The organism is Thermoflexus sp. (genome assembly GCF_040289485.1).
In the GTDB taxonomy this organism is placed as follows: Bacteria; Chloroflexota; Anaerolineae; order Thermoflexales; family Thermoflexaceae; genus Thermoflexus.
In genome coordinates, this window is the sequence record NZ_PSLG01000039.1 from 6,501 (window position 1) to 20,130 (window position 13,630).

The 13,630-nt window shown below is 68.9% G+C and carries 12 protein-coding genes and 2 tRNA genes; 6 read left to right on the forward strand and 8 right to left on the reverse strand.

Annotation, left to right across the window (positions count from 1 at the left end):
- The coding region (locus C4313_RS07755; RefSeq protein ID WP_503012456.1) for a GMP synthase (glutamine-hydrolyzing) at nt 1-520 on the forward strand (520 nt) is incomplete at its 5' end.
- A gap of 87 nt (nt 521-607) precedes the next feature.
- Nucleotides 608-895: a 30S ribosomal protein S20 gene (rpsT, locus tag C4313_RS07760; RefSeq protein WP_352429301.1), complete on the forward strand. Its 288-nt coding sequence runs from the start codon at nt 608-610 to the stop codon at nt 893-895.
- A gap of 82 nt (nt 896-977) precedes the next feature.
- Here rpsT and C4313_RS07765 read toward each other — a convergent pair whose 3' ends face one another.
- The 4 genes from C4313_RS07765 to C4313_RS07780 form a co-directional block, all read right to left on the reverse strand.
- Entirely contained in the window at nt 978-1,205 is a 228-nt protein-coding gene (locus C4313_RS07765; protein ID WP_352429302.1) for a hypothetical protein, read from the reverse strand.
- Between the two features lie 120 nt (nt 1,206-1,325).
- Nucleotides 1,326-3,479: an arginine--tRNA ligase gene (argS, locus tag C4313_RS07770; protein ID WP_352429303.1), complete on the reverse strand. Its 2,154-nt coding sequence runs from the start codon at nt 3,477-3,479 to the stop codon at nt 1,326-1,328.
- 95 nt (nt 3,480-3,574) lie between these two features.
- A tRNA-Arg gene (locus C4313_RS07775) sits at nt 3,575-3,652 on the reverse strand.
- Between the two features lie 78 nt (nt 3,653-3,730).
- Complete coding sequence (locus C4313_RS07780; protein WP_352429304.1) at nt 3,731-4,381, reverse strand: c-type cytochrome; 651 nt, start codon at nt 4,379-4,381, stop codon at nt 3,731-3,733.
- Between the two features lie 216 nt (nt 4,382-4,597).
- Here C4313_RS07780 and C4313_RS07785 point away from each other — a divergent pair, with 216 nt between their 5' ends.
- The 3 genes from C4313_RS07785 (at nt 4,598) to C4313_RS07795 (ending at nt 9,156) form a co-directional block, all read left to right on the forward strand.
- A complete protein-coding gene (locus C4313_RS07785) occupies nt 4,598-5,374 on the forward strand; it encodes a GntR family transcriptional regulator (protein WP_352429305.1) in 777 nt (258 codons plus the stop codon).
- Between the two features lie 152 nt (nt 5,375-5,526).
- On the forward strand, nt 5,527-6,204 hold the full coding sequence (locus C4313_RS07790; protein ID WP_352429306.1) for a sugar isomerase domain-containing protein: 678 nt from the start codon (nt 5,527-5,529) through the stop codon (nt 6,202-6,204).
- Nucleotides 6,205-6,384: 180 nt separating this feature from the next.
- Nucleotides 6,385-9,156: a glycosyltransferase family 39 protein gene (locus C4313_RS07795; protein ID WP_352429307.1), complete on the forward strand. Its 2,772-nt coding sequence runs from the start codon at nt 6,385-6,387 to the stop codon at nt 9,154-9,156.
- 33 nt (nt 9,157-9,189) lie between these two features.
- Here the strand turns inward: C4313_RS07795 and ftsH are convergent, their stop codons facing one another.
- Nucleotides 9,190-11,148, reverse strand: a complete 1,959-nt coding sequence (ftsH, locus tag C4313_RS07800) for an ATP-dependent zinc metalloprotease FtsH (RefSeq protein ID WP_503012457.1) — start codon at nt 11,146-11,148, stop codon at nt 9,190-9,192.
- A gap of 170 nt (nt 11,149-11,318) precedes the next feature.
- Nucleotides 11,319-11,403, reverse strand: a tRNA-Leu gene (locus tag C4313_RS07805).
- Nucleotides 11,404-11,795: 392 nt separating this feature from the next.
- Here C4313_RS07805 and C4313_RS07810 point away from each other — a divergent pair.
- Nucleotides 11,796-12,002: a hypothetical protein gene (locus C4313_RS07810; RefSeq protein ID WP_352429309.1), complete on the forward strand. Its 207-nt coding sequence runs from the start codon at nt 11,796-11,798 to the stop codon at nt 12,000-12,002.
- Here the strand turns inward: C4313_RS07810 and C4313_RS07815 are convergent.
- Together C4313_RS07815 and C4313_RS07820 are read right to left on the reverse strand one after the other, a co-directional pair.
- A complete protein-coding gene (locus C4313_RS07815; RefSeq protein ID WP_352429310.1) occupies nt 11,988-12,650 on the reverse strand; it encodes an MBL fold metallo-hydrolase in 663 nt (220 codons plus the stop codon). The genes C4313_RS07810 and C4313_RS07815 overlap by 15 nt on opposite strands.
- 20 nt (nt 12,651-12,670) lie before the next feature.
- A partial coding sequence (locus C4313_RS07820; RefSeq protein WP_352429311.1) for a PAS domain-containing sensor histidine kinase occupies nt 12,671-13,630 on the reverse strand: 960 nt, incomplete at its 5' end.

Here is a 13,630-nt window from a genome sequence, read left to right on the forward strand (position 1 = left end):
CCGTATCAAGACCCACCACAACGTGGGCGGGCTGCCGCCCGATCTGGCCTTCGAATTGATCGAGCCCCTGCGCTATCTGTTCAAAGACGAAGTCCGGGCCCTGGGGGCCTACCTCGGCCTGCCGCCGGCGCTGCTGAACCGCCAGCCGTTCCCCGGCCCGGGGCTGGCGGTGCGCTGCGTGGGAGAGGTGACCTGGGAGCGGCTGGAGCGGCTGCGGAGCGCCGACGCCATCGTCCAGGAGGAACTGGCCCGCTCCGGCTGGGCCGGGCGGGTGGCCCAGGCCTTCGCCGTGCTGTTGCCCGTGCGCAGCGTCGGGGTGATGGGGGACACGCGCACGTATGAGGAGGTGATGGTGGTGCGGGCAGTGACCACCGAGGACTTCATGACCGCCGCCTGGGCGCCCCTCCCCCACCCCCTCCTGGACCGGATCGCCACCCGCATCGTCAACGAAGTCCCCGGGGTGAACCGCGTCCTGTACGACATCACCCACAAACCTCCGGCGACCATCGAGTGGGAATGACCGCGCAGGCCATTTGACGGGATGGCCAGCGTTGGGTTAAAATAATTTTCTAGCCTTTCCAGAGCATCCTGCGCAGGAGGGGAACCCTTGCCGAACACCCGCTCGGCTCTGAAGGAACTGCGCAAGGCCCAACGCCGTCGCGAGCGGAACCGGGCGATCCGGACCCGGGTGCGCACCTTCGTCAAGTACGCCCGTCAGGCCATCGCCCAGGCGGATCTGGAGGCGGCGAAGCAGGCCATCTCGAACGCCTACCGGGAACTGGATCGGGCGGCCCGCAAGGGGGTGATCCACCGGAACACCGCCGCCCGTCTGAAGTCCCGCCTCATGCAGTTGTTCCACCGGACCTTCCAGCAGGCGGGAACTACAACAGCATAAAGCGACGGGACGGGACCCCTCTTCCCCTCCCGATCACCGGGAAGCCCACGGTTCCGGCCAGGGATCTGGGGATAGAAGCGGCTCAGCCTTCGCCGATGGTCGCGCGGCCCTGATCGGTGATCCCGTAGACGGGGTTGGCCAGGCTCTGGCGAACCAGGCCCCGGGCCGAGAGGCCCTCGAGGATCCTGATGACTTCCTTTGGGTCCATGGCCAGATCGCGGGCGATGGTGTAAGGGCTGTGGTAACCGCGGTGATCGCGCAGGTAGATGAGGATCTTCCGCTCCACCTCGCTCAACGCCGCCACCACCATCGCCCACCTCCTTTCCGGGATGGGCCGGTAGATCTTCGTGGCTCGGGCGGATCCCTGCTGGTATATATTTATTTTCCCAAGGAGGCGGGCAGAAGACAAGCCGCCGGCCCGCGGGCGGGATCAGAGGACTTCGGGGGCGGGGATCCCCAGGAGATACAGGGCGTTGGCCAAGGTCTGTCGGGCGGCAGCCACCAGGGCCAGGCGGCCCTCCCGGATGGGCGAGGGGGCGGTGAGCACCGGACAGTCCCGGTAGAACTCGTTGAAGGCCCGGGCCAGCTCGAAGGCGTAATTGGCGATGAGCAGCGGCTTGTAGCGTTCGGCCGCGGCCTGGACCAGGTCGGGGAAGGTGGCGATGGCTTCCAGGAGGGCGACCTCCTGGGGCTCCAGGGCCTCGAAGCGGGCGGCCCCGTCCAGGGGGACGGCGGCCTCTGCCTTCTCCAGGATGCGGCACGCCCGGGCGTGGGCGTACTGGAGATACGGCCCGGTCTGCCCCTCCAGGTTGAGGGCCGCGTCCCAGTCGAAGACGATGACCTTGTTGTTGTCCACGCTGAGCATGCTGTATTTCATCACCCCTTTGGCCACCGCCTCGGCGATGCGCTCCTTCTGCTCCGGGGGCAGGTCGGGGTTCTTCTCCTCCACGATGCGGCGGGCCCGCTCCCGGGCCTCGGCGGCGAAATCCTCGTAGAGCACCACGTTCCCCGCGCGGGAGGACATCTTCCCCCCCGGCAGGGTGACCATCTCGTAGGCCAGGTGATAACACTTGCTGGCCTGGGGGAAGCCCCACAGCTCCAGGATCTTGAAGATCTGCTTGAAATAGAGGGACTGGCGCACATCCACCACGTAGATCGAGCGGTCGATCCGGAACTGCTCGAACTTGCGCTTGGCCAGGGCAAGGTCCTTGGTGGAGTAAAGGGTGGTGCCGTCGCTGCGCAGGATGGCCAGGGTGCGGTATTCCTCCTTCCCCTCCTGGCCCAGCAGCCGGTCGATCTCCACCACCACCGGGCCGTGGGGCCGCAGATCGGTGGCGATGCCCTTGGCGATGAGCTCCTCGACGATGTGCTTGCCTTCCTCCTCCACCTCGCTCTCGAAGAACCAAACATCGAAGGTGATGTCCAGTTCCTGGTAGATGCGGCGGAACTCCTCCAGGCTCCACTCCCGGGTCCGCCGCCACAGCCCGAGGAGCTCGGGGTCCCGGGCCTCCCAGCGGGCGAAAAGGGCCTTGATCTCTTTCTCATAGTTCCATTCCTCGGGGCGGTGGCCGATGGCCTGGTAGCGAGCCCACAAGGCGGCCACCGCTCGGCGGTCGGCCTCGCCCCCTTTGCCCCGGCGGGCCTGGGCCTTCTCCCTCAATTCCGCCAGCCACTGCTCCATCGCCTTCCAGAGGGACCACAGCCAATCCTTGTCGACGATGGCGTCCAGGTCGGGGATCTCCCCCAGGGCCATAGCCCGGATGAGGACGGCGGCGTCCTTCGGGCCGACGGGGCCGGAGGCTGCGTGGGCGGCCAGGGCCTCCGCCAGGCGGGCGAGGAGGGCGTCCCGGACCCAGGGGGTGATCCCTTCCGCGCGGAAGGCGGTCAGCAGGAAGCGGACCACCTCCTGGCGATAGGCGTCGGCCTCCTCCAGGCGGGCCTCGGCTTCGGCGTAGACCTGGCCGAGCCAGGCCCCCCGCCGCTCGGCGGGCTCCTCTCCGCGGTGGAACCGCAGGTAACCCCATAGGCACTTGATCACGTGGGCACCGATGTCGCCCGGATAGGTGGCCCGGATCACCTCGAAGCCGGCGAAGTCCAGGATGCGGGCCAGGGCGTCCCCTAGGATCGCGTTGCGGAGGTGGCCGATGTGGAAGGCCTTGTGGGTGTTGGGCTGGGAGAACTCCACCATCACCCGTTCGCCCTTGGGGGCGCCGCGCCCGTAGGCCGGCCCCTCTCGGAGCACCGTCTCGAGGATGGTGCGGGCGACGTGGGCGGGGTTGAAATAGAGGTTGAGGTAGCCCCGCACGGCCTCCACCCGCTGGAAGCGTGGATCACCCTGCAAGGCCGTCTGGAGGTGATCGGCCAGCCTTCGGGCGATCTCCTGGGCGCGGGCGGGCACCTCCAGGTCGGGGCGGGCCTTCTTCTCCATGGCGGCGAGCTGCATCGGCAGCGGCGTGCCCATCCCCCAGGTGTAGGCGAAGGGGAGGTCCCGCCATTCGATGGAAGGGGGATCCGGCAGGCCCAAAGCCTGGAGGGCCCGGCGGATCTGCTCGGACGCCCACTCCCGATATGCCGCCAGGATCATGCGGGTTGGCCTCGCTCGGTCGGGCTACGGACGGGCGCGGTCGACGTGGATGGCGAAAAAGAGAGGCCGCTGGGGAGCGGCCTCTCTGTAACCGATGGCGCGCCCGGCAGGATTTGAACCTGCGACCTTTGCCTCCGCAGGGCAACGCTCTATCCAGGCTGAGCTACGGGCGCGCATCGCTTTCATTTTAGCATAGCCCTCCCGGCCTGGCAAGGCCATGGGGGAGAGCGCGGCTTCCCGCCCGCGGGTCCTCACGGCCGATGGGGGTTGAAGGTCCGGATGAAGGCGATGATGTCGGCCAGGTCCTGATCGGTGAGGGCCGGGTTGCCCCCCTTCGGGGGCATATCCACTCCGGTGGTGTTGGCCGGGTCCGTCGCCGGCCGCCCCTTCTTGATGAACTCCAGCAGCTGGGCATCGGTCTGCTGGCGCACGAAGGCGCTGGTCGTCAGGTCCTTCCCCAGCCCGGGGATCCCCTTGGCGTCCGGGCCGTGGCACGAGGCGCAGGTCCCCGCGAACAGCTCCTTCCCCTTGGCCGGATCGCCCGACAATGTCGCCGCCGACGGCGCGGGGGCGGCGGTGGAGGACGAAGGGGCGGCCTCCTGGGCCGGGGAGGCGCCCTCAGGCCGAGGCATCGGATACAAGAGGACGGCCAGGACGACCACCAGCGCCAAGCCGCTGATCACGAAGGGCCCGGGGCCGATGCGCTGGGGGGGGGCGGCGGCCGTTGCCGGAGAGGCCCCCGGGGTGGCGCGGGCCGGCGCCGCCGGGGCCTGTCCGTAGGCGGCCTGAACCTCCCGGGTGAGCCAGACCATCAGGGCGGCGAGGAGGGCGCCCAAGACCAGAGTGGCCGCCAGGATGCCGCCGATCAACAGCACCCACTGGAGTGGAGAGAGGGCCGGCATTCACCCCACCTCGTTCTGAAAAGATCCAAACCCTTCCAGAGACCAAGGGAATTCTAGGGGGGATCCGGATCCGGTGTCAACCCATCCACGCTCTTTCTGGTCGGGCGCCTCCGATTTGGAGGTTTCCGGGCCGTGGGGGTCTCCTGGGGATTGACCCCGCGGGGCCCTATTGGTATAATCCAAGATAAACCAGATGTTCCTGGGGCTGAGGTGGGAATGGGGGCGGATGAGGAGGCATTGCGCCACTTGCTGTTGGCGGAGCCGTTGGAGCGGGAAGGCCCGCTCCCCCTTCACGAGCAGATTCGGGAGCGGCTGTTGAAGGCGATCCAGAGCGGGAAGGTGGCGGCCCATCGGCGTCTGCCCTCGGAGCGGGTCCTGGCCCAATGGTTCGCGGTCAACCGCCTGACCGTTCGCCAGGCGCTGCGGGAACTGATCGCCCAGGGCTATCTGTATGCCCGCTTCGGGCGGGGGACGTTCGTGGCGGCGCGGCCGGTGCATCAACCCTTGCAATGGTTGACCAGTTTCACCGAGGACATGGCCGCCCGCGGCATGAAAGCCTCCAGCCGGGTCCTCGCCCGGGAGATCCGGCCGGCCCCTGCTGACATCGCGGCGCGCCTGGGGATCGCCCCTGGGGCGGAGGTGGTGCGCCTGGAGCGACTGCGCCTGGCCGATGGGGAGCCCATGGCCATCGAGACCGCCTTCCTGCCGCACGCCCGTTGTCCGGGCCTCTTGGCCTTTGATTTCTCCCGATGTTCCCTCTACGAGGTCCTGCGGAAGCATTTCGGTCTACGGCTGGACCGGGCGGAGCAGGTGCTGCGGGCGGTCGTTCTGCCGGCGCGGGAGGCCCGGCTGCTGGGCGTCTCGCGGGGGGCCCCGGCGTTCCTTTTGGAGCGGACCACCTTCTTGGACAGTGGGGAGGCCATCGAGTTCGTGCGTTCCTTCTACCGAGGGGACCGCTATCAGTTCCGGGTCCATCTGCTCACTCCACGGTGAACCGGGAGGTGTGCCATGCAGATCCTTCAGTGGATCGCGACGAACCTTTTGACGCAGGTGGCCATCCTCATCGGCCTGATCACCGCTGTCGGCCTTATCCTTCAGCGTCGCGCCTTTGAGGAGGTGATCGGGGGGGCGCTCCGGGCGGGGTCTTGGAGCAACTGCAGCGGGCCTTTGAGGCGAACCGGGAGGCCATCCCGGCGGCGGCCGATCTGATCGTCCGCACGATCCAGGCGGACGGGATCGTGCATGTGTTCGGCAGTGGCCATTCCCAGTTGGTGGCCCTCGACGTGGCCGGCCGCGCCGGAGGCCTCGCCGGGGTGAATCCGCTCTTCGACCCCCTCTTCGGCCGCGCAGAGCGGCTGGAGGGCTTCGCCCCGCTCCTGCTGGCGGCCCATTCCTTCCAGCCGGCTGACGTCCTGATCGTGATCTCCCACTCGGGACGGAACCCCGCGCCCATCGAGGTGGCCCTCCACGGGAAGGCCCACGGCCTCCCTGTGATCGCCGTGACGGCGGTCGCCTTCAGCCGTTCGATGCCCTCTCGTCACTCCTCCGGCAAGCGGCTCTTCGAACTCGCCGACGTGGTCCTGGACACCCTGGGCGCCCCCGGGGATGCGGCCGTCCCCCTCGGCCCTGGGCTTGCCGTCGGCCCGACCTCGACGGTGGTGGGTGCGGCCCTCCTCCAGGCGGTGATGGTCGAGGCCGCGGCCCGCCTCCTCGCCCGGGGGATTCCACCGCCGGTTTTCCGCTCGGGGAACTTGGAGGGGGCCGACGCCCACAACCGGGCCCTGCGCGAGCGCTACCGCGGGCGGGTGCAATGGGTGGTGTGAGTTCGCGAGGGCCCCGGCGCGTCCCCCCCAAGGCTCCTCCAGGCCCGCGGATCTCCCATCCCACCGCACGGCGCTATAATCCGCAACCGAACGAGGGTGAGGAGCGGCCGTGTGGGAACACCTTGGGTGTCTGGGTCCCGGAGCCGGATGCTGCATATGCCCCACCGGCTGAAGAGAGCGATGCCCCGGGTGGAACGATGGCGCCGTCGGCCCATCGGGCGGCTGATCGGGCTCGGGTTGTGCCTCGCCCTCGCCTTCGGCCTCCGGCTCCACCGGCTGGACGGCCCGGCCCTCTGGAACGATGAGGGGTTAAGCCTGTATCGGGCCCGCGCGCCCTGGGGAGATGCGCTGCGCGGGCGTATCGTCCTGCAGGGGATCCGACCCGTCGAAACCATCGACAACCATCCGGCCCTCTATTTCATCCTGCTCAAGGTTTGGGTCGGTGTCGCCGGCGATGGGGGGTTCGCCCTGCGCTTCCCCTCCGTCTTCGCCTCGGTCCTCCTGGTCCCCGTCCTCTGGGTCTCCTGGAGACGGGCCGGCGATGCCATCGCCGCCTGGACCGTCGCTGCCTTGGCTTTCCTCTCCCCTCTCTATCTTTGGTATGGCCAGGAAGCGCGGATGTATACCTGGCTGGCCCTGGAGGGCGCCGGCCTTTTTTGCATCTTGTTGTCCCTCCATCGCCGTCCAAGGTCCCGCCTTCACACCCTCCTCGCTGTCGTCGGGCTCATGCTCGCCATGCTGTTCACCCATTACACCGCCATCCTGTTGCTCCTCTCCATATGGGCGTGGGCGCTCTTACAACCTTCAAGGGACCTGCGGCGGATCGCGGGGTTGGCCCTTCTGGCCTTGATCGGCGTGATACCGCTTTGGCCTTTCTTCCGCGAGCGGCTGCTCAGCGGGCCGGAGCGCGATTACCGCTTCGTGCCGCTGGAGGTGTTGCTGGTCGATGGGGTGCGGGCCTCGGGCTTCGGTACCTCTTTCCCGTATGATCACCCGGCCACGTGGCCGGTCCAATGGCTGTGGGCGGGGGCAATGGCCCTCGGGGCCTGGCGCACGGTCCGCCGGACGCCGCCCGTTGGCCTCCTGTTGCTCTTTTCCTTCTTTGGTCCCATGGTCCTCCTCTACGGCCTTTCCCACATCAAGCCCCTCTATCAGAACATCCGGCATCTTTTTCTCATCACTCCTATCGCTTACCTCCTCGCCTCGGCGGGGCTCGCGGCCCTCATCCGCTCCCGTCCCCGGATCGGGGTGGTGGGCGTGGGGGCGATCCTCGCCGGCATGCTGTGGAGTGACGGGCGGTATTTCTCGAGCCCTTACCCGTTGAAGGACGAGTGGCGAGGCGCTTTGGCGTGGGTCAGCCAGCAGGCGACCTCCAAGGACTTGGTGATCCTCCAGGACCTGACGCTCACCCCGCTGGCGGGGTATTACTATCACGGCCGGGCCCTGCTGTTGCTCACCAGCCGGGAGGGCGGCGAGCAGGAGGAACTTGTCCGGATCCTGGAGGCCCGGGCGCCGCAAGCCGAACGGGTCTGGCTCCTCGTCGGCCTCTCCCAGGAGGCGCTCTCCCGACCGGACCAGGCCGTTTTCCGTTGGCTGAGCGCCCGAGGCCGCTATCTCCAACAGGAAGTTTTCCCGAGCCGTAACACGTGGGTCCGCGCGCTCGTCTACGACCTTTACGCCACCGATCTGCCGCCATCCCCCTCGGCGACGCCGGTGGATCTGCGGGTCGGGCCTTATCTGCGTCTCCGATGGATCGAGGGGCCTGAGGTCGAGGACTTCATCCTGCGATGGTGGTTCTTTTGGGAGAGGGGCTCCGCATCGTCCCCCAATCTCTGGCTCCGGGTCCGCCTGATCGACGGGGCAGGGTTCCCGTGGGCCGAGGCGGCGCAGCCGATCTGGCCGGCTTACCCGCCGGATCGCTGGCCGGAGGGGCGGACGGTCCGCCAGCAGGTGCGCCTGCGTTCGCCGCTGGGCCTCCCCCCGGGAACCTATCGGTTGCGCGTTGAGGCCTTCGACTTGGACCGCCAGGTCCCCCTGGACGGGGCGCCGGCATGGGAATCGCCTCCTTTTGCGCTTAGGGGGTACAGCGATCCCCAATACGCCCGGCCGCCTCTGGTTCGATCGCAGGGAGACCTGCAGTTGCTGGCCGTCGAACCGGAGGTGGGCCCTCCCTACTTCCCCGGGTTGGGGCTGCCGATCCGCCTGCTCTGGCGGGTGGAGGCCTCCCCGCCCTCTGCCCGCTCCATCGCCTGGTTCTGGCAGCAGGGGACAGCCCGCCGCCGGTTGGGGCAGATGGCGCTGGTCGCCTCGACCCTCCCGGCCGTCGAATGGCAGGCGGGCCCGATCATCGCCCAGCGGCTGATCCTCCCGATCCCCCCGGATCTGCGGGGGCGTGGCCAGTTGCGACTGGCTTTGTATGACGAAGCGGGACGGGAGATCCCGTGGGAGGCCCGCTGGCCCTTCTATCGCCAGCGCTATCCGGTTCTCACCCTGGACTTCGCCTCGTGGCCGACCCGACGCCGGCCCATCCCCCTGGCCCTCCGGGGAGGGGCGTGCTTTGCGGGCTGGGTCTGCCTGGACCGCTATGAGATCCATCCCGGGCGGGCGGCGCCGGGCCAGGCCGTGGAGGTCCGTTTCTCCTGGCGGGCTCGGCGCCGCCCGGAGCGGCCGGGCATCGTGTTCGTCCATTTGGGGCTCCGGCCGGATCAGGCGCCCCTGGCCACGGGCGATGGCCCGCCCCAGGGCGGCCGGCGTCCCGTGACTACTTGGGAATCTGGAGAATACGTGGAGGATATCCACATCCTCCCGATCCCCTCGGAGCTCGCGCCGGGGCGATACCGGATCTTCGTGGGCTGGTATTCGGAGGAAGGGCGCTGGCCGGCGGCGGATCCTTCAGGGGGACGTTATCCGATGGACGCGGTGCCGCTGGGGGAGGTGGAGGTGGGGCCTTGATCGTTCCGGGGGATCGGAGCGGGGGAAGATCCTTCACGCCGGCACCGGGATCGGCGCCGGGCCTGTTCCCGGCGCGGGGGCGCCGGGCTGTGGGGCGGTCGGCTGCGGGGCCGGCCCCGGCGCCTGGGGGGCCTTCGGCTCAGAAGGCGCCCGGCCCTCCATGATGGCCCGGAAGGCCTCCGCGTCCAGCGTCTCGACCTCGATCAGCCGCTGCGCCACCGCCTCCAGTTTGTCCCGGTGCTCGATGAGGATGCGCTTGGCCCGCTCGTAGGCTTCCATCACCAGCCGGCGGACCTCGGCGTCGATCTCCTGGGCCACCGCGTCGCTGTAATCCCGCTGCTCGGCGATCTCCTTGCCCAGGAAGATCAGTTCCTCCTTCTTGCCGAACACCATGGGCCCCAGTTTCTCGCTCATCCCGTAACGGGTCACCATCGCCCGGGCGAGTTCGGTGACCCGTTCCAGGTCCTCCGCCGCCCCCGTGGTGATGTCCCCGAAGACGATCTCCTCGGCCGCCCGGCCGCCCAGGGCCATGGCCATGTCGTCCAGGAACTTGGAACGTGTCCACAGGGTGCGGTCCTCCTGGGGGAGGGCCATGGTGTAGCCCCCGGCCATCCCGCGCGGGATGATGGTCACCTTGTGGATGGGGTCGCAGTTGGGCAGGTAGTAAGCGACCACGGCGTGGCCCGCCTCGTGGTAGGCGATGATGCGTTTCTCGCGATCGGTGATGAGGCGGCTCTTGCGCTCTGGGCCGGCGATGACCTTCTCGATGGCCTCCTCGAAATCCTTCATGGAGATCTTCTTTTTGTTCTTGCGGGCGGCCAGGATAGCCGCCTCGTTGACCACGTTGGCGATGTCGGCCCCGACGAAGCCGGGCGTGGCCCGGGCCAGCACCGCCACGTCCACATCGTCGTCCAGCGGCTTGCCCCGCAGGTGCACCCGGAAGATGGCCTCCCGCCCCTTGACATCGGGGCGGTCCAGGATCACCCGCCGGTCGAAGCGCCCGGGGCGCAGGAGGGCCGGGTCCAGGATATCCGGGCGGTTGGTGGCGGCCATGACGATCACGTTGGTGTCCGTGTCGAAGCCGTCCATCTCCACCAGGATCTGGTTGAGGGTCTGCTCCCGCTCGTCGTGGCTGCCGCCGATGCCGGCCCCCCGGTAGCGGCCCACGGCGTCGATCTCATCGATGAACACGATGCAGGGGCTGTGGCGCTTGGCCTGCTCGAAGAGGTCTCGCACCCGGGCCGCGCCGACGCCCACGAACATCTCCACGAACTCAGACCCAGAGATGGAGAAGAAGGGGACCCCCGCCTCGCCGGAGACGGCCTTGGCCAGCAGGGTCTTGCCGGTGCCCGGCGGGCCCACCAGCAGCACCCCCTTGGGGATGCGGGCGCCCAGGGCGATGAACTTCTCCGGCTCCTTGAGGAACTCCACCACCTCCTGGAGCTCCTGCTTGGCCTCGTCCACCCCTGCCACGTCGTCGAAGGTCACCGTGGGGCGCTCGCCGGTGAACATGCGGGCCCGGCTCTTGCTGAAGTTGAACGCCTGGTTGCCGGGGGCCTGGGCCTGCCGCAGGATAAAGTAGAAGAAACCCACTACCAGCAGGGCGGGCAGGCCGTAACTCAGGAAGGCGATCAGGATGCTGCCCCACTCGTTGGGGCGCTCCGGAACATACTGGATGCTCCGGAGCTTGTCCTCCGACACCCCCAGGGCCTTCATCTGGTCCAGGAAGGTGGACCCGCTCTCCTTCACGGCGGTCAGGACCTTGCCGTTCTTCAGTTCAACCTGCACATAGTCGCCGCTGACCACCACCTTCCGGACCTCCCCTGCCTCCAGGCGGGCCGCCAGGTCGGTGAGGGAGGTGGACTCCCCCCGCGTCCCGCCTCCCCGGCCCATGGCCAGGAAGACGATGAGGGTGATGGCGATGAGGAGCCAGATCAACCCGTTGCGCAGCCGTGCCGAATTCACCCCAGCCTCCCGCCGTTCGAATCCCATCCCGATTATATCATACAAATCCCAGGGGCTCCCCTTTCTCCGATCGCCGATGAGGTCCGCCGCGGGGGCGTTCCGGGCTGCCCTTTGCCCGGGATCCCAAATTAAAATGAAGCAGCGTGGCCAAAGGGGAGGAGGGCCCGCCCGCAGGCGCCGCCCTCGGTTGCGCGGAATGCCGGGGGCGGGAGTCGAACCCGCACGGCCTTCGCGGCCACCTGATTTTGAGTCAGGCGCGTCTGCCTGTTCCGCCACCCCGGCCTGCAGAGCCGCTTTCATTCTAAAGGGGCCCTTCGATGGCTGTCAAGCGGCGTCCGCGCAGCCTTCTCTTGCTCACCGCTGCCCTCTGGCTCTACGTCAGCGGGGCCGTCATCGCCCCTGTCCACATGGAGACTGGCCACCCTGGGCTGGCCGCCTCGATCTATATGCTGTATTCTTTCGCATGTCATCAACTGCCCCAGCGTTCCTTTTTCTTGTTTCTTGTTCGGGGAGCGTCCCTTCTATTCGCTGGAGGACCTGCGCGCCCGCGTCGGGGAGGAGCGCCTCCCTGGTTACCCGTGGCCACGGGCCTTCGTGGGGGATCCGGCCCCGCCCGCCCCGCCCCCTGACGCTGTGGGTTTTCTTCCTCATCGGCATGGGGCCCATCGCCCTGGATGGGGGCTCCCAATTCCTCATCTTACGTGCTCGCCCTCCTCGGGCCGTTCCATCCCCGGGAGAGCACGCCGCTGCTGCGGGGGATCACCGGCGCCCTGTTCGGGGGGACCTTCGCGGCCGCCTTCTTCCCCCGCCTGTGGCGGGCGGAAGTCTTCCTGGAAGAGGAGGGCTCCTCCCAAGAGGCCTCCGGCTCATCGGTCGGCTAGGAAGGGGTTGGCCACCCGTTCCTCCCCGATGGTGGTCCACGGTCCGTGGCCCGGGTAGACGCGGGTCTCGTCGGGAAGGGTGAGCAGTTTCTCCCGGATGGTGCGCATCAGCACTGTGGCGTCCCCGCCCGGGAGGTCGGTGCGGCCGATGCCTCGGGCGAACAGAACGTCCCCGTCGAAGACGATGCCGGCCTGGGGCTCGTAGAGGGCGATGTGGCCGGGGGTGTGGCCCGGCGTGAACAGCACATGAAACCGCAAGGTCCCCACCTCCAGGACATCCCCCTCCTGGAGGTCGACGTCGGGCGGGGGGCTGGCGGGCACGGGGATGGCCCACAGATCCGCGCCCCCGCGGGCCTCCAGCAGGGGCCGATCGGCGGGGTGCAGGGCCAGGCGAGCTCCCGTCGCGGCGACCACGGCAGCGTTCGCCCCGATATGGTCCCAGTGGGCGTGGGTGTTGACCACATACCGTACCTGCAGCCCCAGGACTCGCACCACAGCCAGGATCTGCCGAGGGTCCCACCCCGGATCCACGATGAGGGCTTCGCGGGTCTCCGGGCAGGCCACCACATAGCAGTTGGTGGCCAGCGGGCCCACGGTGAGGACCCGCAGGAGAGGTTGTCGCGACCGTTCCGCCGGCGTGGGTGCCATCTGAAACCTCCGGAAGGATCTCACCCGGACGGGACGGGACCGTTGTCTTCCACGGCCGGGAGGGTGAACACGAAGCGGGCGCCGTGGCCGGGCTCGCTGAAGGCCTGGATGCGCCCGCCGTGGGCTTCCACCGCGTGGCGGGCCAGCGCCAGCCCCAGGCCGCTCCCACCCCCACCCCGATGCCGCTCGCCCCGGTAGAACCGCTCGAAGATCCGGGGGAGGTCCTCCGGAGGGATCCCAGGGCCGGTGTCGGCGACCTCCACGGCGACCCATTCCCCTTCCCGCCAGGCCCGAACCCGGATCTCCCCCCCTGCTGGGGTGAACTTGATGGCGTTGTCCAGCAAGTTCCCCAGGGCCCGGCCCGCCCACTCCGGATCGGCCCACGCCCGCAGCCCGGAGGGGACCTCGACATGAACCGCGAGCCCCTTGGGCTGCCAGAGGGGGGCCAGCCGCTCCACCCAGCCCTGGACCCAGGGCGCCACCGCCAGGGCTTCGTAGGTCAGGGGCCACTCCCCCGCCTCCAGCCGGGCCAGGTCGATCAGGTTGCCGACCAGCCGGATCAGGCGGTCGACCTCGGTAGTCAGGCGCTGCCACCGGTCCGGGAGGGGCGGGGCAGGCTGCAGCTCCTCCAGCAGCAGGCGGATGGTAGTCAGGGGGGTGCGGAGGTCGTGGGCCACGTTGGCGGTCAGTTCCCGACGGGCCCGCTCCGCCTCCCGCAGGCGGGTGATGTCCAGCAGGGCCAGCCCGTAGCCCCCCGCCCAGCGCCAGCCCGTGGCCAGCCACCAGCGCTCCCGCCAGCGGACCTCCTGGGAGCCCCCGCCTTCCAACACCGCCTCGATGTCGGGGGCCGGGAGGGCCTCCAGCAGCGTCCGCCCGGGGCGGGCCCCGAAATGAGCGCGGGCTGGGGCGTTGACCCAAAGGATCCGGCGGTCCGCATCGAGGAGGAACATGGCCTCGACGCCGCCCTCGGCCAGCCCTTC